The sequence below is a fragment of the Pseudochelatococcus sp. B33 genome, from assembly GCF_053570585.1.
This window is the reverse complement of sequence record NZ_JBSEFH010000005.1, coordinates 44,268-61,678: the sequence shown is the minus strand read 5'-3', so window position 1 is coordinate 61,678 and position 17,411 is coordinate 44,268. Positions and strand designations below refer to the sequence as shown.

General features: G+C 60.7%; 18 protein-coding genes and 1 tRNA gene. 9 read left to right on the top strand and 10 right to left on the bottom strand.

Going from position 1 to position 17,411, the window contains the following annotated elements; all coding sequences use genetic code 11:
• The first annotated feature begins 35 nt into the window (after positions 1–35).
• On the top strand, positions 36–1,085 hold the full coding sequence (locus ACUSIJ_RS06700; RefSeq protein ID WP_449307610.1) for a Shedu immune nuclease family protein: 1,050 nt from the start codon (positions 36–38) through the stop codon (positions 1,083–1,085).
• Positions 1,086–1,278: 193 nt separating this feature from the next.
• Here ACUSIJ_RS06700 and ACUSIJ_RS06695 read toward each other — a convergent pair whose 3' ends face one another.
• From ACUSIJ_RS06695 to socA, 5 genes are all read right to left on the bottom strand, one after another.
• Positions 1,279–1,932, bottom strand: a complete 654-nt coding sequence (locus tag ACUSIJ_RS06695) for an Eco29kI family restriction endonuclease (RefSeq protein ID WP_449307609.1) — start codon at positions 1,930–1,932, stop codon at positions 1,279–1,281.
• The gene (locus ACUSIJ_RS06690; RefSeq protein WP_449307608.1) at positions 1,929–3,089 is read right to left on the bottom strand and encodes a DNA cytosine methyltransferase; all 1,161 of its coding nucleotides are present in this window, start codon (positions 3,087–3,089) and stop codon (positions 1,929–1,931) included. The genes ACUSIJ_RS06695 and ACUSIJ_RS06690 overlap by 4 nt, the downstream gene beginning before the upstream one ends.
• Positions 3,076–3,516 (bottom strand): very short patch repair endonuclease, encoded by a 441-nt coding sequence (locus ACUSIJ_RS06685; RefSeq protein ID WP_449307607.1) that lies wholly within the window; start codon positions 3,514–3,516, stop codon positions 3,076–3,078. The genes ACUSIJ_RS06690 and ACUSIJ_RS06685 overlap by 14 nt, the downstream gene beginning before the upstream one ends.
• Positions 3,517–4,214: 698 nt before the next feature.
• Positions 4,215–4,940: a type VI toxin-antitoxin system SocB family DNA replication inhibitor toxin gene (gene socB, locus ACUSIJ_RS06680; RefSeq protein WP_449307606.1), complete on the bottom strand. Its 726-nt coding sequence runs from the start codon at positions 4,938–4,940 to the stop codon at positions 4,215–4,217.
• Complete coding sequence (gene socA / locus ACUSIJ_RS06675) at positions 4,918–5,469, bottom strand: type VI toxin-antitoxin system SocA family antitoxin (RefSeq protein ID WP_449307605.1); 552 nt, start codon at positions 5,467–5,469, stop codon at positions 4,918–4,920. The genes socB and socA overlap by 23 nt, the downstream gene beginning before the upstream one ends.
• Before the next feature lie 571 nt (positions 5,470–6,040).
• Here socA and ACUSIJ_RS06670 point away from each other — a divergent pair.
• From ACUSIJ_RS06670 to ACUSIJ_RS06655, 4 genes are all read left to right on the top strand, one after another.
• Positions 6,041–6,610 carry a recombinase family protein gene (locus ACUSIJ_RS06670; RefSeq protein WP_449307604.1) on the top strand — a complete coding sequence of 190 codons (570 nt, stop codon included), beginning with the start codon at positions 6,041–6,043 and terminating at the stop codon, positions 6,608–6,610.
• Positions 6,611–7,267: 657 nt separating this feature from the next.
• On the top strand, positions 7,268–8,734 hold the full coding sequence (locus ACUSIJ_RS06665; RefSeq protein WP_449307603.1) for a primase-helicase family protein: 1,467 nt from the start codon (positions 7,268–7,270) through the stop codon (positions 8,732–8,734).
• Positions 8,735–8,939: 205 nt separating this feature from the next.
• Positions 8,940–9,146: a hypothetical protein gene (locus tag ACUSIJ_RS06660; protein WP_449307602.1), complete on the top strand. Its 207-nt coding sequence runs from the start codon at positions 8,940–8,942 to the stop codon at positions 9,144–9,146.
• A complete protein-coding gene (locus ACUSIJ_RS06655; RefSeq protein WP_449307601.1) occupies positions 9,136–9,996 on the top strand; it encodes an antA/AntB antirepressor family protein in 861 nt (286 codons plus the stop codon). The genes ACUSIJ_RS06660 and ACUSIJ_RS06655 overlap by 11 nt, the downstream gene beginning before the upstream one ends.
• 336 nt (positions 9,997–10,332) lie before the next feature.
• Here the strand turns inward: ACUSIJ_RS06655 and ACUSIJ_RS06650 are convergent.
• Positions 10,333–10,407: transfer RNA gene (locus ACUSIJ_RS06650), tRNA-Gln, on the bottom strand.
• Positions 10,408–10,658: 251 nt separating this feature from the next.
• On the opposite strand from ACUSIJ_RS06650, the gene cobT reads away from it, so the two are divergent.
• On the top strand, positions 10,659–11,705 hold the full coding sequence (cobT, locus tag ACUSIJ_RS06645) for a nicotinate-nucleotide--dimethylbenzimidazole phosphoribosyltransferase (RefSeq protein ID WP_449307600.1): 1,047 nt from the start codon (positions 10,659–10,661) through the stop codon (positions 11,703–11,705).
• 17 nt (positions 11,706–11,722) lie between these two features.
• On the opposite strand, the gene ACUSIJ_RS06640 is transcribed toward cobT, so the two are convergent.
• On the bottom strand, positions 11,723–12,031 hold the full coding sequence (locus tag ACUSIJ_RS06640; RefSeq protein ID WP_449307599.1) for a hypothetical protein: 309 nt from the start codon (positions 12,029–12,031) through the stop codon (positions 11,723–11,725).
• Positions 12,032–12,175: 144 nt separating this feature from the next.
• Complete coding sequence (locus tag ACUSIJ_RS06635) at positions 12,176–12,637, bottom strand: hypothetical protein (protein ID WP_449307598.1); 462 nt, start codon at positions 12,635–12,637, stop codon at positions 12,176–12,178.
• Positions 12,638–12,827: 190 nt separating this feature from the next.
• Here ACUSIJ_RS06635 and ACUSIJ_RS06630 point away from each other — a divergent pair, with 190 nt between their 5' ends.
• On the top strand, positions 12,828–14,246 hold the full coding sequence (locus ACUSIJ_RS06630) for a leucyl aminopeptidase family protein (RefSeq protein ID WP_449307597.1): 1,419 nt from the start codon (positions 12,828–12,830) through the stop codon (positions 14,244–14,246).
• 2 nt (positions 14,247–14,248) lie between these two features.
• Positions 14,249–15,031: an NlpC/P60 family protein gene (locus tag ACUSIJ_RS06625; protein ID WP_449307596.1), complete on the top strand. Its 783-nt coding sequence runs from the start codon at positions 14,249–14,251 to the stop codon at positions 15,029–15,031.
• On the opposite strand, the gene moeB is transcribed toward ACUSIJ_RS06625, so the two are convergent.
• Positions 15,025–15,762 (bottom strand): molybdopterin-synthase adenylyltransferase MoeB, encoded by a 738-nt coding sequence (gene moeB / locus ACUSIJ_RS06620; protein ID WP_449307595.1) that lies wholly within the window; start codon positions 15,760–15,762, stop codon positions 15,025–15,027. The genes ACUSIJ_RS06625 and moeB overlap by 7 nt on opposite strands.
• A 261-nt stretch (positions 15,763–16,023) precedes the next feature.
• Between moeB and ACUSIJ_RS06615 the strand changes: the two genes are divergently transcribed.
• Entirely contained in the window at positions 16,024–16,227 is a 204-nt protein-coding gene (locus ACUSIJ_RS06615; RefSeq protein ID WP_449307594.1) for a hypothetical protein, read from the top strand.
• A 67-nt stretch (positions 16,228–16,294) separates the two neighbouring features.
• Here the strand turns inward: ACUSIJ_RS06615 and ACUSIJ_RS06610 are convergent, their stop codons facing one another.
• The gene (locus ACUSIJ_RS06610; protein ID WP_449307593.1) at positions 16,295–17,371 is read right to left on the bottom strand and encodes an esterase-like activity of phytase family protein; all 1,077 of its coding nucleotides are present in this window, start codon (positions 17,369–17,371) and stop codon (positions 16,295–16,297) included.
• Positions 17,372–17,411: the final 40 nt, after the last annotated feature.

The following is a 17,411-nucleotide window of genomic DNA, read 5'->3' as shown; positions in this document are numbered from 1 at the left end:
GGCGATTTGGACATCGCGTGTTTCCGGAGGAAGTGATGTCTGAGATCATGAAGGAAAAAGATGAAGTAATTCTGCATACCACAGGCGCCGGCATTCAGCAGGTGAAAGCAAAATTTCTCGAAGACAGTCGTCATATTTCTCATCTATGGTTTCAGCGATGGAACACTAAGACTGATTACCCTACGGGTACACAGGTCGTACTTTACGGTGAACAAATTTCTAGATTAATGGAGTTCCTTTCAGGAATCGTCAAGCTAGAGATCCCGCACGAGCGTACATTTAACGTCAATTTTGACGCCTTGCGTTTAGTTCATTTGCCAGATGCCGATGCAAGAAAGGTGTTAGAAGAAAATCCAGAATTAGTCGCTGAATTTGCACGAAGTAAGATTACGACTGAGGATGTCGTTGCGCTTGCTTATCGCCGCAAAAAACTCGAAGAGTTCAGAAAATTACTCAATAATGGTAACGTATTAGAAGCTGATTGGCAGAAATTCTTCGAACAAAATAAATGGATATTTGGATATGGTCTTGCTTACGTATTCACCACTGGGCTCGACGGTGGAAGTCTACAGGCGACCATTCGGGGGGCAAGCCTGATCAAACACGGCAAGCGCCCTGATGGGATAATGAAGACGAGGGCCGCAATAAGTGCCTTATGTTTAGTCGAAATTAAGAAGCACAGTACTCAACTGCTGAAAAAAGAGTCTTATCGCCCCGGAACATGGGCGCCTACTGCTGAACTATCCGGTGCTGTGGCGCAGTCTCAGGAGAATGTTCGCGTTGCGCTTGATGAACTGGGAACCTATCATCAATTCACTGATCAGGACGGCAATCCTACAGGTGAGGACCTCATGGTCGTTCAGCCAAGGTCCTTCTTGATTATCGGCAATCTAGCTGAATTCCAAAGTGAACATGGAGTGAATATTGCCCGTTACCGTTCGTTCGAGGACTATCGCCGCAACCTACGCCAACCTGAAATTTTGACCTTTGATGAGTTGTATGAACGCGCGAGGTTCATCGTTGAGAATGCGGATCAAGCCGTACAGGGAGGCATCCTTCAGGATGAAGAAGATATTCCATTTTGAGGATTCACTGCCCATGCTCAGTGCTTTGCTCCAAGCAGCCCAGCACGGAAATTAGCCTCATAGGTCATCTCTTCTTGAATATCTTGAGCTTTATAAGTTAAGTTCCATCGCTAAGCAATGTAAGGGATCGCTCTCATTGAAAAATGCGAATCCAATGCTGGCTGTGGCGGAATTCGATTGTGGCGACGCTGGTCTATCGGTCAAATACCATGTGCCCACTTCTTGGAGGCTCATGCTGGCGGAAGAAGGACGCAACACGTTGTTGGATTTCCTCCGTGCTCTCTGGCCGTTCTCGGCACTTCATGGCCCAGCCCCTTCCGGGATGAAGAACGTCCCATAGCGGACGCAGGCCGCTATATCTGCCAGAACCGGGATCGTGATTTCCGAAACCATCAAGGACGCGATTCCAAAGGGGCTTGAATGTCGCGATCAATAGGCTTTCGCCAAGAGGTATCCAAATGTCGTCGACAATGAGGAATTTCACCTGAAAATCGAAAGCCTTAAGGTTATTCGGTCCATGTTGCTCTACCATAGAGATGGATTCTCGGTGTTCCCTGAGTCGATTGAACAGCCACCGACCCGTGGTTTCCGAAAACAAGCTGGAGCCACGACGAGAACCACTGGGGATAGCTTTGCCGATGTATATTGGCCAGCGCAACTCAGCGGCATTTGCCCTACTGATCGGAGCATAAAGTGGGTAATCACCCCGATAGTAGATCACGTAGATTCCTGCCCCATCGAAGACGGGGATATCGGTAATTGGATGCTCAGGTTGGTCAAGGAGCGCCTCCGCCACCGATTTGCCGAGGTTAAGCTTGTCGAGGGGGTTATACGGCCCGTCCGTCATGCACAGCCCGCCGATAAGTGGTCACGAACCGATTTGGCCACCACTTCACCAAGCGTGACAGGCACGGCGTTGCCAAGTTGGCGCATCGCCTCGCTCCAAGCGCCATGAAGCACGTAATTGTCCGGAAAGGCTTGCAAACGCGCGCTCTCCCTAACCGTGAAGTAGCGCACGCTCCCATCAGCTCGCCTGAGCATATTTTCTCCACCGGGGACCCCATGCACGCCTGCCTTCAATGTCTTGGCTGGCTCGTCGAGTGGACTGCCCGTGTGACCAACATAGCTGCGGGCGCCGGGCTGGAGCCGATGATTGAGGAACGCGCGGGAGCCCCCATCCAACCGTGGTTCAGGTAAGCCATCCAAAGCCTCGCGGACGGTCCGCCAAGGCATTTCGCTTGGCTTTTCCCTTAGGGCTTCGCCTCGTACCTTGAGTTTTTCGTTGACGACACGGTCCTTCTTGGCCACCTGATAATGATGCCAATATTCACCGCTCTTGAATTGGGAGTATAGCAGCGCGTCCAACGAATGCGTTTCCCGAGGGAAGCACCAATCGGCGGTGATACCCTCAGCGAATCCCACGAACACGACACGTTCCCGCTTTTGCGCCACGCCATAATTTGCCGCGTTCACGAGTTGATGAACGACACGATACTCAATTTGCCCACCAGAGGTGTGATGCCGCTGTAGCCTATCGCGATGATCCTGCCAGCTTTCATCACTCTCTCGCTCTAGGGAAGGGTATTGAAGTTGCAATAGAATGTAGCCAAGATAAGTAGAGAATGCCTCCCGGGTCAGGCCCTTCACATTCTCGAAAATGAACGCGCGGGGCCTAGTCTCGCGCACGGCGCGGACCGCTTCCGACCACATGTCGCGGCTGTCCTCATGAGCACGGTGCCGCCCACCGATTGAAAATGGTTGGCATGGCGGTCCACCCGTCACAAGATCAATCTTGCCTTCAAGGTCGCGGAAATCGACGTGCCGGATATCATCTTCGATTGGCGAGGGCCAAGAGGAAATCGCCGACTCGGCTAGCTTGCGATTTTCCCGAAGGGTATCACAGCACCAGCGATCCCACTCAACCACCAACTCTGGCCTATATCCGGCGAGACTCACGCCCATGCCGAGTCCACCAGCCCCCGCGAAAAGCTCAATTGCCCGCATCGCCTGTCACCTTACCGTCGAGGAAGTCAAGGAATTTGTTCTTTAGTCCTTCCTCGTCCTTAATCTCACACTCCCAGACTACAAGCACTCGCCAGCCGAGAGCAATCAGGGATTGTCTGACCCGTTCATCTCGTACCTGATTCGAAGCGAGTTTCGGACCCCAAAAATCAAGCCGAGATTTTGGCATCCTAGCCAATCGGCAATTCGGATCATCGTGCCTATGCCAAAAACAACCGTGAACAAAAATGACTGCATGGTGACGGGGCAATACGATATCGGGTGAACCAGGGAGGTCCCGACGATGCAGCCGAAAGCGGTAGCCCAAAGAATGGAGCAATCGTCGCACCCGAAGTTCCGGCTTTGTGTCTCGGTCGCGAATACGCGACATTCGTTCAGAACGTGCCAAAGGGGAAAGTGTGTCTGTCATCCTGAGTCACTTCGACTGAAATAATTGCTTTTATAATACCCCTTGCTTTGTCGGTGGGGCAACACGTTTGCCAAACGACGGCACGGGCTCGGTGCTGCGCGGCATCAATCCTCCCCCAAATAGGAATTCGATTGCTCGCGCTGCGACGTTAGATGCGAACACGCATATGCGAGGACCTGCCGGTTGGCGGTGCCTCATGCTCGCTGCCTCGACGTCAATCCCGTGAATCAGCGTTGCTCCGTGAGTGCGCAGCATGAGGCGAAGCGCGAAGCCCCGCTGAGCAGATGCGTCGGCGCGACAATCTGCCGCAGGGCCGACAGAGCCTCGCCGGGAAAACCTTCGGTTCCCTCTACCCCGTGCGTTACCCGAAGCCCCCTGCCGGTCTCCGGCGATAAAGGCCGACGACGCTATCCAACTGAATTTTCTTGGGGATTTTGGTGCCGCTTGCGTGACGAGCCGCCAGCACCTTTTATCATTGAAAAACAACGGTTTTTGTCTCACCTATGCGTCCGTGTTTACCAGTCTGGTTGATGGGTGGGCAAGCCCGGAATGCGCAGAGCTGAGGAATATTTATGCGCGGCGTTTGAAGGGGCACTCGCGCTACGAGGGCGCACGGTATGGCTGCGAGAGCATAGAACAGCCCGCTCTGGTGTGGGGCGTGGGAAGCTATCAGGAAGCGGTTTCAACGGCTGCAGAGACTATTCATCGAATAGCGGGCCATGCCCACCAGCCGCCCTACGACGGCGCACGTCCGCCTCGCGTTCCTCGCTGACCTCGTGCCAGATATCATAGGTCTCTCGCACCATCGTGTCGAGTTGGTCGAACCCGTAGAGATCAATTCCCTCATCGGTCCACAACTCGACGGGTCGCTGATCTTCGACCGCATCGCCAAACTGGATGATGCCGAGACGTGCGTCAGAGAAGTCCGGGTTCGCGACCCGAATATGCTCATGCATCATGGAGAAGACGAAGCGCCGTGCCTCAGCCGTCAGGCGCTTGCCGCGTCGGGGATCAATGAAAAGGATAGTCGGAAGGCCGTCTATCGCCGTCACCATCGGCAACCAGTATGCTACCTTCTCACCGACACTGAGCGACAGCGGGGGGAAACCATGCGAACGACTGAACAAGGAGTTGGTCTGCGCGAATATATGCAGCCCCTTGGCGACCAATAGATTGGCCTTCCGCTCCTCGTCCGACCTTACGCGCGTCTGGATCAGGTGTTCAAGAACAGACCACGGGGTCAGATCGGCTGCTGCGAACAAGTCCGGCTGGACGTTGAAGATGTCCGCGAACAGTGCTCGGACATGCTTGTAGGTGATCAGCGGATGCCCGAGTTTGAAACGCTCAAGCGCACGACGCTTCAGATCGGTCGGCAGCGGTGCTATGCGGGCAAGATCGATCTCAGGTAAGCGGCGTATCTTCATCTGGCTCTCCCGCGACCGGAGTCGCGCCAACGGAAACCTTATGGAACTTGAATCTCTTAACGATGACATCATCAGGGATTCGCAATCCCAATGCAACCGATGTTCGACCTTTGTCCTCAATATAATGCCACGGTGCATCCTTGGCGTGTGAGATATCCACCAGACGCCCCGGTGATAGTGTGCCATAGGAGTTTATGATGCGCCGGATGTGTTTGCGAATGATTGGGTCAGTCGGCAATTCGATTTCGCTTCGCTCGCCAGTCAAAATGTTCTGCCGAGTTGCCCGGAAGTCAATTGGCCTACTACCTGCTGACTTGAAGGCGGAATACACGGCCGGATGGACCGGGCCGTATTTCCAAGCCTCGAAATAGCCGCTAACGAGGGGACGCTTGGTTTCGATCAGGAAAATAGCGTGAGCGAAATAAAGGAGCTTTTGGAGCACAAGGTTAGAAACCTGTGTCTCCGAGCGGTCCGCCTCATCGAGCATCAGGTTAGCGACGGCTCTCGGATCGTGTGGACTATCGTTCATAGCCGCACTTCTGGCTTCCTTTACCTTATAAAGGGTGATGTCGCTCGTTCAGCGAACTGCAATCACCTCTTAACCATTGAAAAACAATAATTTTTATACCAACCACATGACGATGTATATCAGCGCGGCGGACACGTTGACAAGTCTGAAAAAGCGCAGAGCTTGGGATATTTTGGTGCAAAAATCCGAACTCCCTTTCTTAAAGAGCGCGGGACCGATTTACCCCCATGCCGGGGGCGGGGGCCACAGGCTCACAATCGCGCATAGAAGCCGGCAGGGAGTCGCCATGCCCTGCCCGCACAACCACCCTAGCTCCCGCCCCGTTGTGAGTCCTACGGACCGCCTGTGAGTTCGCAAGGGGCATTGCAGGGATGGGAGAGCTATTCGTACTCCGGCTACGGGTAGGGCGGCGCAGCGAACGGGGGGCGGGCAGGCAGTCTCATACGATCCTCCCCTAGTGAGTCCGGCCCACAGGAACCCGTAAGCGCCTCTAATCAGTCTCAATAGGATTGACATTGGAATTTTGATCCCATAGGCTCACTGCATCTTTAATCACAGTGAGACTTTTATCATGCTCATCGGATACGCCAGAACCTCCACCGCAGACCAACTCGCCGGACTGGAGGCGCAGGAACGGGACCTTGCTGCCCAAGGGTGCGAACGTATCTACCGGGAGCATGTTTCCTCCGTTGCCAGTCACCGCCCGGAATTGGAAGCCTGCATCGACTTCGCGAGGGCCGGAGACACCATCGTCGTGGCGAAGCTGGACAGACTTGCCCGCTCGACACTCGACCTATGGGCCATCGTCCAAAAGCTGGAAGCCAAGGGCGTCGGGCTGCGCATCCTGAATCTCGGGGGCGACACGGTGGACACCCGGACCGCCTCGGGCAAGTTGATCCTCACCATCTTCGCCGGCTTTGCGCAGTTCGAGCGCGAGACCATGCTTGAGAGGCAGCGGGAAGGCATCGCCAAGGCGAAGGCGGAGGGCAAGTACAAGGGCCGGAAGCCGACCGCGAGGGCGCAGGCGGAGGCGGTCATGAGGCTGATTGGCGAGGGCAAGAGCTACACGGAAACGGCGGAGGCGCTCGGGATCGGCAGGGCGAGCGTTGGGCGGATCGTCAGCGCTGCCAAGAATGGATGAAGGAGTGCAGTGACAGCTTCCACCGAAGCGGCGTTGACGAGGCGGGGCGATAACGGCTGAACCTCCTTGGCTGGCGAAAGGTGGCGTGACGCCACTTTTATTCCTATTGATTGGTCTATTTTCCTGTATGCGGTCGTTTATCTGTTAAGCAGCGGGGCGTTCTTGGATGTCCGCGCAAGCCTTGGGGGCTGCGGAGCATTTTGCGGGAGGCCCAGCGGTAGCCATCCATAGCTAGCTATTAGGCGCCACTCTAGGGGAGAGAGGCACCCATGCGGAGCCTTTGCATCGCTCTAAAAAGTCAGGAAATCTGACATAGTTAGCGTGTCGACGGGCGGGAAAAGTGGCGTGACGCCACCTTTCAGAAGCAAAATAGGTCAGTATTAATGACCTTGTTTGGCTTTTATCAGTTGTTTTTGACAATAATCGAGTCACAAGAGACTTATAGTTTCTCGGGAAAGATTGTGTTACATAGTGTTGCCGTTGATATAGCGCGATATGTGACTTGAATTGTGACTTTAATACAGAAAATATTTCAATAATTACTTGACGATGGGAGTCCGGTAGCCCACTCTAGTGACCACACGCAATCCCGCGTGACGGTTATAGGAGTGAATGAATGATTTTGAACGGTTTCAACGGCGGTGATGAGGACACGGCATGAGCCTCATTCCATTCCCCGGAGCTGCCCCCGCGCTCCCTTCCGACGCTCGTAATGATCACGAACGGAAGAAGGAGGGCGACAACAGCCATGCCGTGGAAAGTCAGAATGCAGACGGAACGGTTCAATGCGCTGAAGAGGCAGGCGCAGGAACGAGAGGCAATAGAAAGACGGCAGAGACCCAGGGACGGGCGGAAAAGCAGGCGCTCAAAGAGATCGTGGAGCGGTATGCATACCTGTCCGCGTGGGACCGCTACGTCTACCGGGCGGACCCCTTGAAGAACCCGCTGACATCCAAAGCCTTCGCCAAAGAGATCGTGGCGAACTACAAGCTTCCGAAGAAGGGCAGACGGGCGGCGGAGTGGAAACCGAGCATCCCGATGGTGGATGCGGCGGGGCTTGTCCATGCGACGACGACTGGGTTTGCACCGGGGGAGCCTGCGGTGTTCACGAATGAGCTTGGACAGACCATTCTGAATACCTATCTGGCACCGAAATGGGCCAGCCACACGGACACAGGTGGAGCTTGCCAGCAGAGCGCGGAGATTGAAGCGCCACGCCCGTTTCTCGATCTGGTTGCGCTCCTCTGCAATGACGATCCGAAGATCACCGGGCATGTCCTCGACTGGATGGCGCATCTTGTTCAAAAGCCTTGGGAGAAGCCAGCCCATGCAGTCCTGATAGTCAGCAAGGTGCATGGCGTCGGCAAGAGCACCCTCGGCAGGGTGTTGAAGGCTCTTGTCGGGGCTACGCACGCCCGCACCGTGTTCCCGCAAGACCTCAAAGGGACGCATTCGGGGTGGCTTGTCGGGGCGCTGGCGGTCGTCATTGATGAGGTTTACGAGGCCGGTAACTGGAATTTGTCGAACAGACTCAAACCGTTGATAACTGAAGAACGAGCGTCCGTGGATATCAAATACGGGCCTGCGATGGAGACCGAAAACCTTGCCCGGTTCCTCATGTTCTCCAATCACCTGACCCCGCTGTCCCTTGAAGCCGAGGACAGGCGCTTTCTGGTTGTCGAATGTCGGCAGGGGAAGAGGGAACAGGCGTTCTATGATCAGCTTAACGGCTTCATAAAGAGCGATGAGGGGATGCAGGCGATTTATGATTTCCTCACGGCGCGGGACATCGGCGCCTTTGCGGCCCACGCCGCACCCCCGATGACGGACGCAAAACAAGAGATCATCAGGGAGAGCGGGAATCCGGTAGAGGCGTTCCTGCGGGAGCGGATGGCAACCGGGGAGCTTTGGAGGGACCTGCCAAACCCGTTTACCTTTACGCATGTCCAGACATACCTTCGGGACAAGGGACTTGGGCAGTACAGCTATAATCGGCGTATCATCGGGGAAGGCTTGAAGGAGGCGGGCTTTAAAAGCCGCAGGCGGACAGTGGACGACCAGAAGGTGGCATTCTACACGCATCCGAAATGGCCGGAGGAAGAGAGCGCGGAAGATGAATTTTAGGCCCGCAAGACGCGATTGAAATGCAGCTTAATCGCTACGTCAACTTTGATAAGTCATTGGAAAGCCTAGCTTCTGTCTCGACAAAGTACAGGATATAAACCCGAAAAAATGAGTGATATCAAAGGATTGGTGCTGAATCCCCTCGCGCCCGCACAGGAAAAGGAAGCGCAAGAACGCCATGTCCATCGCGTCCAATGAGAAAAGAATGAATGAAATCAACAGTTTCAAGGAGGACGCGATGGACGTGATAGAGCGAAAATCGCACACGTCTTCTCACGTCCACCGCGTCCCGGTGGAAAGGGATGCAGTCCTTGCAGCGTTCCGCAGCAGGAAAACACCGCGCATAGCCGAGAAGACCATACGCAAAAGAAATGACAGCCTACGGAGAAATGAGTTTGGAAATGAAGATTGAAGACATGCGCTACGGGATCATGAATGCGCCAACACTCGAAGAAGCAAAGGCGCTGACTGCGCAGGCTAACGCCGTAGCGGAAGCGACGATGCTGGACGGGCGGAAATTCTACTTCCCCGACAAGGAGGACAGGCGCGAGGCGGCCGGATTGCGGGCGCATGCACGGCAGATGGAGGAGGCATATCATCGGCGGGAGCGGGAGGAGATGGAGATGCGGGATATTCAAGTCCCGTGGGAGCTTCATCGCCTGCTTTCGGGCATTGTTGATGTGGAGGAAGCCGAACAGGGCAGGCCGTGCGTAGACGCGAGGCGGCTTTGGGAGTTGTTGGAGACGGACACGCGCTTCAACGACTTCTGGAAACGCCGCGTGGATGACTGCGGGTTGCGGGCGGGCAAGGACTTTTACTCAAGTTTGAGTAAAACCCCCACTGATAGAGGCGGACGCCCGCAGCAGAATTACCTCCTCACTCTTGGCGCGGCCCGCGAGGTCGCCATGATAACCAACTCCGGCCCCGCTAAACACGTCAGGAAGTGGTGTGCATGGCGCATGGACTTACTGGACCAGACACACCGGGAGGCGATTGCCAAAGCCGCCAAGGATACGGAATGGCGGGAGAAACTGGCGAAGCAGCAGGCGCTGGAACTGGCTGCGCAGTCGCTGGCCGACGCGCTGGGCATCTATCCGGCACAGGCGCTTAGGCGGATCGAACGGGACCAGCTAGGGATGACGCACGGGTCCGCAGACGTGCGGAAGTGGGAACCCGGTGGCACTTACGGAGAAGACGGTAGGCGCTGGAAAGAGGAAGAAAAGGAGCACGGGAAGTTGATGCAGGCAAGGTCCGGGCGGTAGCGCAGGGGTACGGCAGCACCACGGAGAAAGGAGGCATTCACCATGCGGATCAGAATTAACGCTTTTGAGTTGGAGATTCAGGGACTCCTCCGAACCGTTTATATCGCAGTCCCGTTGATCGGGGAGGCGTTCTACGCGCGGGGGTTCGCGACACCGGGCAGGCCCATTTTTGTCTGGAACAAATGGCAGAAGAATTCGGGATGCTGGTAGGTACGTCCGACACGATCAACTAGCCCATCTTTGGGATACCGTTTTGGGCTACCGCTGGGCTACCAAGGCCCGAAAGGCTCCCGCTAAACCCTTGAAAATAAGGCTGTCAAGGCTGTGGAAAAAATTTGGCTGGGGCGGGAGGATTCGAACCTCCGTATGGCGGAATCAAAATCCGCTGCCTTACCACTTGGCGACGCCCCAACGTTCGTCCCGCAGGGGGTGAACGCAAAAATCCCCGAGATCGAATCTGTCGAGGACGGCGGATCATAGTGCCCGGGGTGCGATAACACAATCGCCGCGCACCCCGGCAGGGATATATTTGTGGAACGCCGGAGCGGCGGGATCCGGCCGGGGGTTGCGGCGTGCCGGCGCCGGCAAACGTCTCGCCACCGCTGCGGCGGCCTGCTATGGAGAGCCGCAGCCTGAAACGATTCCACGCGCAGGATGGAAAGATGCAGCCGACTAACACCTCCGGAATGCCTTTCGACGATGTCCGCGGGCTGTTGCGCACCTTGCCCGGCCCGGACGATTTCGCCGTGGCGGCCGTGCGGGCGCGCAACCGCGAACTGACGAAACCGGTCGGCTCGCTCGGGGAACTGGAGGCCATCGTCGAATGGCTCGCCGCCTGGCAGGGCAGTCCCAAGCCCGCCGTGCGGCGGCCGCTCGTCGTGGTGTTCGCCGGCAATCACGGCGTGGCGGCGCACGGGGTGTCGGCCTATCCGCAGGCCGTGACGCGGCAGATGCTCGAGACCTTCGCCGCCGGCGGCGGGGCCATCAACCAGATCTGCGCCACATACGATCTCGGCTTCAAGGTCTTCGACCTCGCGCTCGACCTGCCGACCGGCGACATCACGCAAGAGCCGGCGCTCGATGAGAAAGCCTGCGTCGCGACGCTCGCCTTCGGCATGGAGGCGATCGCCGGCGGCACCGATCTCCTGAGCCTCGGCGAGATGGGCATCGGCAATACCACCGTCGCCGCCGCCGTCTACGCCGCGCTCTACGGCGGGCCGGCGGCGCACTGGGTCGGGAACGGCACCTTCGGCAGCGCCGCCGCTGCGTCACGCCAGGAGGGCGTGTCGCGAAAGATCGCGGCCGTGGAGGCGGCGCTCGCTTGTCACGCCGGCGCGCTCGATGATCCGCTGGAGGTGTTGCGCCGCCTCGGCGGGCGGGAGATCGCGGCGGCCGCGGGCGCCATCCTCGCCGCGCGGCTCGAACACATCCCGGTGCTGCTCGACGGCTATGTGATCACTGCGGCGGCGGCGGTGCTGCACGCCGTCGATCCCTCATCCATCGACCATTGCCTTGCCGGCCACGTATCGGCGGAAGGCGCGCACGCCGAGGTGCTGGAGCGCATCGGCAAGAAGCCGCTGCTGTCGCTGGGCCTCAGCCTCGGGGAGGGAACCGGGGCGGCGCTCGCGGCGGGTATCGTCAAGGCCGCCGCCGCCTGTCACGGGGAAATGGCCACCTTCAAGCAGGCAGGAGTCTCGGGGCCGGCTTGAAGCCCCGCCCCCTGATTTCACCACGGATCGCAGCGCAGACCCCACCGCGAGTGCCAGCACGGGCCGGGGGGCAGGGCGTAAAACCCGCCCCACGCCGTCGAGGCGAGCAGGGCATCACGCTCGGCGTCGCGGCGCTGGTCGAGATCGAAGCGGCATTTGGCGAAGGCTTCCGTTCCCGGCTTGAAGCCGTAGCCGGTGCAGCGCTCGATATCCTGTTCGGCATTGAGCTGCGCGATCTCGGCGCTCGACAGGCAACCGCCGAGCAGCAGCGCCCCCGCTGTTGCGCCGATCAGCCCGGCTGTCCGCACCATTTCGTGTCGCGCCATGGTCTTAATCTCCCGGATTCCATCCGCTGATCCGCACATCCTGTCGCCGTCAAAAACGCCGAACTGATGGCGGCCGGAACGCACCGGGAGATTTGATTTTGAGTGAATTCTGATCGGAACGCGTTCTGTCGGACCGTCGCCCCGTCAGGATATATCGACGCCCCAGAACAGGAACGAGCCGACATCGCCCGGCAGGTCGTTGCGGTAGTTGATGATTTCCACGCGCAGCCCGTATCCGAGTGGCTTGAGGTGGTCGCGCCAGAGCTCGTAGAGCACGCGCGGCTGACCCTGCAGCGTCTCCGGCCATTCCGGATCGCCGGCCAGGATGGCGCGGCCGTGGTCGGCCAGCGTCTCGGACGGAAAACGGCCGGTCAGCACTTCGTTCAGCCCGTGCTCGCTCGCGGTGCGCACCAGCACGGACACGCGCCTGAGCGCTTCCTCGACGACGACTTCCTTCGGCTTCAGCAAAGAGGCGACGAGCTCCTCGCGCTGGGTATCGCCGGTTTCGTGCAGGTGCCGGCGGCGCGCCTCTTCCTCGGCGCGCTTGTCGGCCGCACGCTTGGCGAATTCGGCCGCCGGGGGGATGTTGAACGCGTTATCGGTCATCGGTGGTTCCTCGCGTATGCGTATGTTGCGCCGAGTACAGCATAGCTTGATACGATAACAGTATTGCATATGGTGTTGCGATTGCGAGGGGAAACAAACGGATCTGGTGAAAATCGCCGCGCGGCTGTATCGGTCGGCGCGCGGCTGAAGTAGGCTGAAGTGATAGCCGCTCACGTTCAAGAAGGTCATCATGCATCCGCTGCTCGTCACCGAGGCCGATAGCGCCTCCCTCTCCCCGGCTCCCGTCGCCGTCCATGCCGTCTCGCAGCAGGGCTGGCGGGATGTCGCCGCATCGCTCGCGCCGCTGGCGCGGGGGTTCGCCGCCGCGCAAGGGTTCGCGGCCGACGGCAAGGGGCCGGAGGCCGGCAAGGCAGTGTTGCTGCCCGATGCACAGGGCAACGTCGCGGTGGTGCTGTTCGGCATCGGCGACGGGGACACGGCCGCAGACGATCCGTTCATCTACGGCAAGCTGCCGGAGCTGTTGCCGGAGGGCGTCTACCGTCTTGAGGGCGTGCCGCGGCACGCGCTGGACGCGGCCGCGCTGGCGTGGCTCACCGGCGCGTACCGCTTCGCGAAATACCGCGACAATCCCGTCCCGCAGGTGCGTCTCGTCGTGCCGGAGGGGGTGGACGCGGGCGAGGTCAGCCGTCTGGCCGAGGCGGTGGCGCTGGGGCGCGACCTGATCAACACGCCGGCGAACGATCTCGGGCCGCAGGAACTCGCCAACGCGGCGCATGCGCTCTCTACCCGCCACGGGGCGCGGTTTTCGGTGACGGTCGGCGACGCGCTGCTGGAAGCAAATTTTCCGCTGATCCACGCGGTGGGCCGCGCCTCCGCGAAGCCGCCGCGCCTCATCGATATCTGCGCCGGCGACGAGAGCTGGCCGAAGGTCACCATCGTCGGCAAGGGCGTGACGTTCGACACCGGCGGCCTCGACATCAAGCCCTCCAGCGCCATGCTGCTGATGAAGAAGGACATGGGCGGCGCGGCGAGCGCGCTCGCGACCGCGCATCTGCTGCTCGACGCCGGGGTGAGGGTGCGCCTGCGCGTGCTCATCCCGGCGGTGGAGAACGCCATATCGGGCGCGTCCTTCCGCCCCGGCGACGTGATCCCGAGCCGCAAGGGGCTCACGGTCGAGATCGGCAATACCGATGCCGAGGGCCGGCTGGTGCTCGCCGACGCGCTGGCGCTCGCCGGGGAGGAGGAGCCCGACCTCATCGTCGATTACGCCACGCTGACGGGCGCGGCACGGGTGGCGCTGGGGCCGGAGCTGCCGCCGTTCTACACCGACGACGACGCCATTGCCGCCGAGATCGCCGCGACCGGCTTCACGGTCAACGATCCGGTGTGGCGCCTGCCGCTGTGGCCGCCCTACGACAAGTTGCTGGCGTCGAAGGTCGCGGACGTCAACCATATATCGAGCGGCGGCTTTTCCGGCTCGATCACGGCGGCGCTGTTCCTGCGCCGCTTCACGAAGGGCGTGCCGCACGTGCATTTCGACATCTACGGCTGGACGCCGTCCGCGAAGCCCGGCCGGCCGGAGGGGGGCGAGGTGCAGGCGGCGCGCCTCGTCTACGCATGGCTGAAGAACCGCTACGGGGTGGCATGAGCATGGCTCCCGAACAACTCGCGCACCGGCAGGTCATCGCCCCGCTCGCGCCGCTGCGGCGCGAGCCGCATTCGGCGGCCGCGCTCGACACCGAGGCGCTGATCGGCGAACGGGTCGAGGCCGCAGGGGACGACGGCGAGGGCTGGGTGCGCGTCACCCTGCTCTCCGACGGCTACGCCGGCTATCTGCCGGCCTCGGCGCTGGGCGAGCCGGTCGAGGCGACGCATCGGGTCGTCGTGCCGCGCACCTTCGTCTATCCCGGGCGGTCGATCAAGCTGCCGCCGCTTGCCGTGCTTCCGCTCACCGGGCGGGTAAGCGCGCTGGCGGCGGAGGAACAATTCGCCCGCATTCGCGGCGATTTCGGCGAGGGCTTCGTCTACGGCGCGCATCTCGCGCCGGTCGCGGCCGCCTGGGAGAGCGATTTCGTCACTGTGGCCGAGCGGTTCCTCGGCGTGCCCTATCTGTGGGGCGGCAAGTCGGCGCTCGGCATCGACTGCTCGGCGCTGGTGCAGCTCTCGCTCGCGGCAGCGGGCGTTTCCGCCCCGCGCGACAGCGGGCCGCAATCGCGGGAACTGGGCGAGCCGCTGCCGGACGGTGAAACGCCGCAGCGCGGCGATCTCGCGTTCTGGCCCGGCCATGTCGGCATCCTGCGGGATGCGGATACGCTGCTGCACGCGAGCGGCCATCACATGCTCGTCGTCAGCGAGCCGCTCGCGGAGGCAATGGCGCGCATCCGCCGGGACACGGGCCATGATGCCGCCTTCCGCCGGCGGGCGGCTCAGTAGCGGATGGTCTCGAAGCGCATGGTGAAGGCGTCGACGATCAAGAGCCGGCCGACGAGCGGCTCGCCGAAGCCGACGATGGCGCGCAAAACCTCGATCGCCATCAGGCTGCCGATGACGCCCGGCAGCGCGCCCAGAATGCCGGCCTCCTCGCAGGTCGGCACCGTGCCGGGCGGCGGCGGATCGGGGAAAAGCGCGCGGTAGGTGGGGTTCGGCTTCCCGTCCGGGCCGGTCTCGAACGGCCGCAGGGTGGTCAGCGAGGCGTCGAACTGGCCGAGCGCCCCGGCTATGAGCGGCTTCTTCTCGGCCTCGCAGACGTCCGCGACGAGGTAGCGCGTGGCGAAGTTGTCCGAACCATCGGCCACGACATCGTACTGGCGGATGATCGCGGCGGCGTTGCCGGCGTCGAGCCGCACCGGATGGGCGGTGACAGCAACATGCGGGTTGAGGCGGGCGATGGCGTCGCGGGCGCTGTCGGTTTTCGGGCGGCCGATGTCGGGCGTGCCGTGGATGACCTGCCGCTGCAGGTTCGACAGCGACACCGCGTCGTCGTCGACGATGCCGAGCACGCCGACGCCGGCGGCCGCCAGATAGGACAGCACCGGCGCGCCGAGGCCCCCCGCGCCCACGACGAGCACCCGCGCGCGCTTCAGCTTCGCCTGTCCCGGCCCGCCCACGTCACGCATGACGATGTGGCGGGCGTAGCGTTCGATTTCGTCTTCCGAAAAGGCCATGCCCCTGTCTATACCCGCAGGCCTTGCCCGGCAAGGAGGAGGGCCTAGAGCCTTTCATCATTTCACGGAAACGCTGAAAGGCTCTCATTCTTTGATTTTGATCGCATTCTTATCGATCAAACGATTCCATTTGATTGGAACGCGCTCCAGCGCGCGCCCGGCGCCGGGCAGCGATTTTTGCTGTTGACAATCGCCGTCTCCCATTCGTTGATGCGCGTTTTCGTGAGATTCTTCATGGGGTTGGGAAAGGGGTGACGTGCAATGGCAGCTTATTCCAGGAACACGGAGTCTTCCGGCCATACGGCTTCGTCCCGTCTCGCCGCGGCTCTCAGGGCGCTGGTGTTTTCCGTCGTGATCATCGCCGCCGTCGTCGGCGCCGTGCTCGCGCACGCCCCTCTGGAATCGGCCTCGCCGGCCGACACGCACAGCACCAGCGGATTGCACCACTCCACCGTCGAGCCCTGAGGCGCCCGCGTCTCATCGACGACGAGACTGGCGGGCCGAAATCGTCTGCGGGCACCGGGCATCGAGCTTACGGATCGAAGGCCAGCACGATGAACTGCGTCACCTGCCCGCGCGGGTTGAAGTTGTTGTCCGAGGCCAGCACCAGCGTCCTGCGGCCGTCGATGTCCGGCCCGAAGGTGATGCCTTCGATGTTGTCCATATCGAGCCCGAAGGTGCCCTCCTCGAGGGTGAAGAGATGTTTCTTGGCGAGCGGCTCGAACGCCGAGCCGGCGATGCGCTCGCGGCCGAGCACGTCGGTCGCGCCATCGAGCGACGCCTCGAAAACCTGGATCGTGTTGCCGTAGCCGGCGGCGAAGCTGCGCTCCACCACCAGAAGCCGCTTCTCATCCAGCGCGAGAATGGCGGATACGCCGTTGTCGGCGGGCCTCAGGCCGGTGGCGGCGCGCGGCACCGGGGCCGTGCGATAGGCGTATTCGGCGACGGGCCTGGCCGTTTGCGGATCGAAGGCGAGCACGCGCGCGAGGCTGCCTTCGTCCAGCGTGGCGGGCGGGCCGTCCTGCCGCAGGCTGCTTTCGAGCGCGGCGAACAGCACCTTGCCGTCGGGCGTGTGCGACAGGCCCTCGAACGAGGCATTGTCGCGGATGCCGGTTCCCTCGGCGCTGCTCAGGTAGTAGGCCGGCAGCTCGAACCGGCGGCGCAGGTAGCCGTCGATGCCCGCCTCGATGATGGCCGGATTGCCGGCCAGATCCCCCTCGCTCGCCCACACGAGGAGACCCGTGCGCGGATCGAGGCTGATGCCTTCCGGATCGACGTCGCCGCGGGCGAAGGGCGCGCCCCCTTCGGTGCGCAGCATCACGGTGTCGACGATGTCGAGCTTCGTGATGCCGGCCGCCGTGTAGTCGAGGCGCAGCTTGTAGAAGCGGGCCGGGCCGAACTCGGCCCTGTCGTCGGATATGGCGTAGAACAGGCCACTGTGCGGGTCGTAGTCCAGCCCCGATATGCCGCCGAACGGGAAGCCGCCGATGGCGATCTCCGTGGGTAGGCGGATCTCGCCGATGAGGCCGACCGGCTCCCGTGCGTTCTGCGCCAGCGCCGCGCTCGTGACGATACCGAACGCGGCAATAAGGTGGATAAGCCGGACCATCGTTTGCTCCGTCTAGGGGATGAAAGGGCAGGTGTGTGCC

Bases quoted from the DNA above. Each gene is read 5' to 3' on its own strand.
- ACUSIJ_RS06700 (WP_449307610.1), top strand. From the start codon at position 36: ATGTCTGAGATCATGAAGGAAAAAGATGAAGTAATTCTGCATACCACA.
- ACUSIJ_RS06695 (WP_449307609.1), bottom strand. From the start codon at position 1,932: ATGACGGACGGGCCGTATAACCCCCTCGACAAGCTTAACCTCGGCAAA.
- ACUSIJ_RS06690 (WP_449307608.1), bottom strand. From the start codon at position 3,089: ATGCGGGCAATTGAGCTTTTCGCGGGGGCTGGTGGACTCGGCATGGGC.
- ACUSIJ_RS06685 (WP_449307607.1), bottom strand. From the start codon at position 3,516: ATGACAGACACACTTTCCCCTTTGGCACGTTCTGAACGAATGTCGCGT.
- socB (WP_449307606.1), bottom strand. From the start codon at position 4,940: ATGAAGATACGCCGCTTACCTGAGATCGATCTTGCCCGCATAGCACCG.
- socA (WP_449307605.1), bottom strand. From the start codon at position 5,469: ATGAACGATAGTCCACACGATCCGAGAGCCGTCGCTAACCTGATGCTC.
- ACUSIJ_RS06670 (WP_449307604.1), top strand. From the start codon at position 6,041: ATGCTCATCGGATACGCCAGAACCTCCACCGCAGACCAACTCGCCGGA.
- ACUSIJ_RS06665 (WP_449307603.1), top strand. From the start codon at position 7,268: ATGAGCCTCATTCCATTCCCCGGAGCTGCCCCCGCGCTCCCTTCCGAC.
- ACUSIJ_RS06660 (WP_449307602.1), top strand. From the start codon at position 8,940: ATGAATGAAATCAACAGTTTCAAGGAGGACGCGATGGACGTGATAGAG.
- ACUSIJ_RS06655 (WP_449307601.1), top strand. From the start codon at position 9,136: ATGAAGATTGAAGACATGCGCTACGGGATCATGAATGCGCCAACACTC.
- cobT (WP_449307600.1), top strand. From the start codon at position 10,659: ATGCAGCCGACTAACACCTCCGGAATGCCTTTCGACGATGTCCGCGGG.
- ACUSIJ_RS06640 (WP_449307599.1), bottom strand. From the start codon at position 12,031: ATGGCGCGACACGAAATGGTGCGGACAGCCGGGCTGATCGGCGCAACA.
- ACUSIJ_RS06635 (WP_449307598.1), bottom strand. From the start codon at position 12,637: ATGACCGATAACGCGTTCAACATCCCCCCGGCGGCCGAATTCGCCAAG.
- ACUSIJ_RS06630 (WP_449307597.1), top strand. From the start codon at position 12,828: ATGCATCCGCTGCTCGTCACCGAGGCCGATAGCGCCTCCCTCTCCCCG.
- ACUSIJ_RS06625 (WP_449307596.1), top strand. From the start codon at position 14,249: ATGGCTCCCGAACAACTCGCGCACCGGCAGGTCATCGCCCCGCTCGCG.
- moeB (WP_449307595.1), bottom strand. From the start codon at position 15,762: ATGGCCTTTTCGGAAGACGAAATCGAACGCTACGCCCGCCACATCGTC.
- ACUSIJ_RS06615 (WP_449307594.1), top strand. From the start codon at position 16,024: ATGGCAGCTTATTCCAGGAACACGGAGTCTTCCGGCCATACGGCTTCG.
- ACUSIJ_RS06610 (WP_449307593.1), bottom strand. From the start codon at position 17,371: ATGGTCCGGCTTATCCACCTTATTGCCGCGTTCGGTATCGTCACGAGC.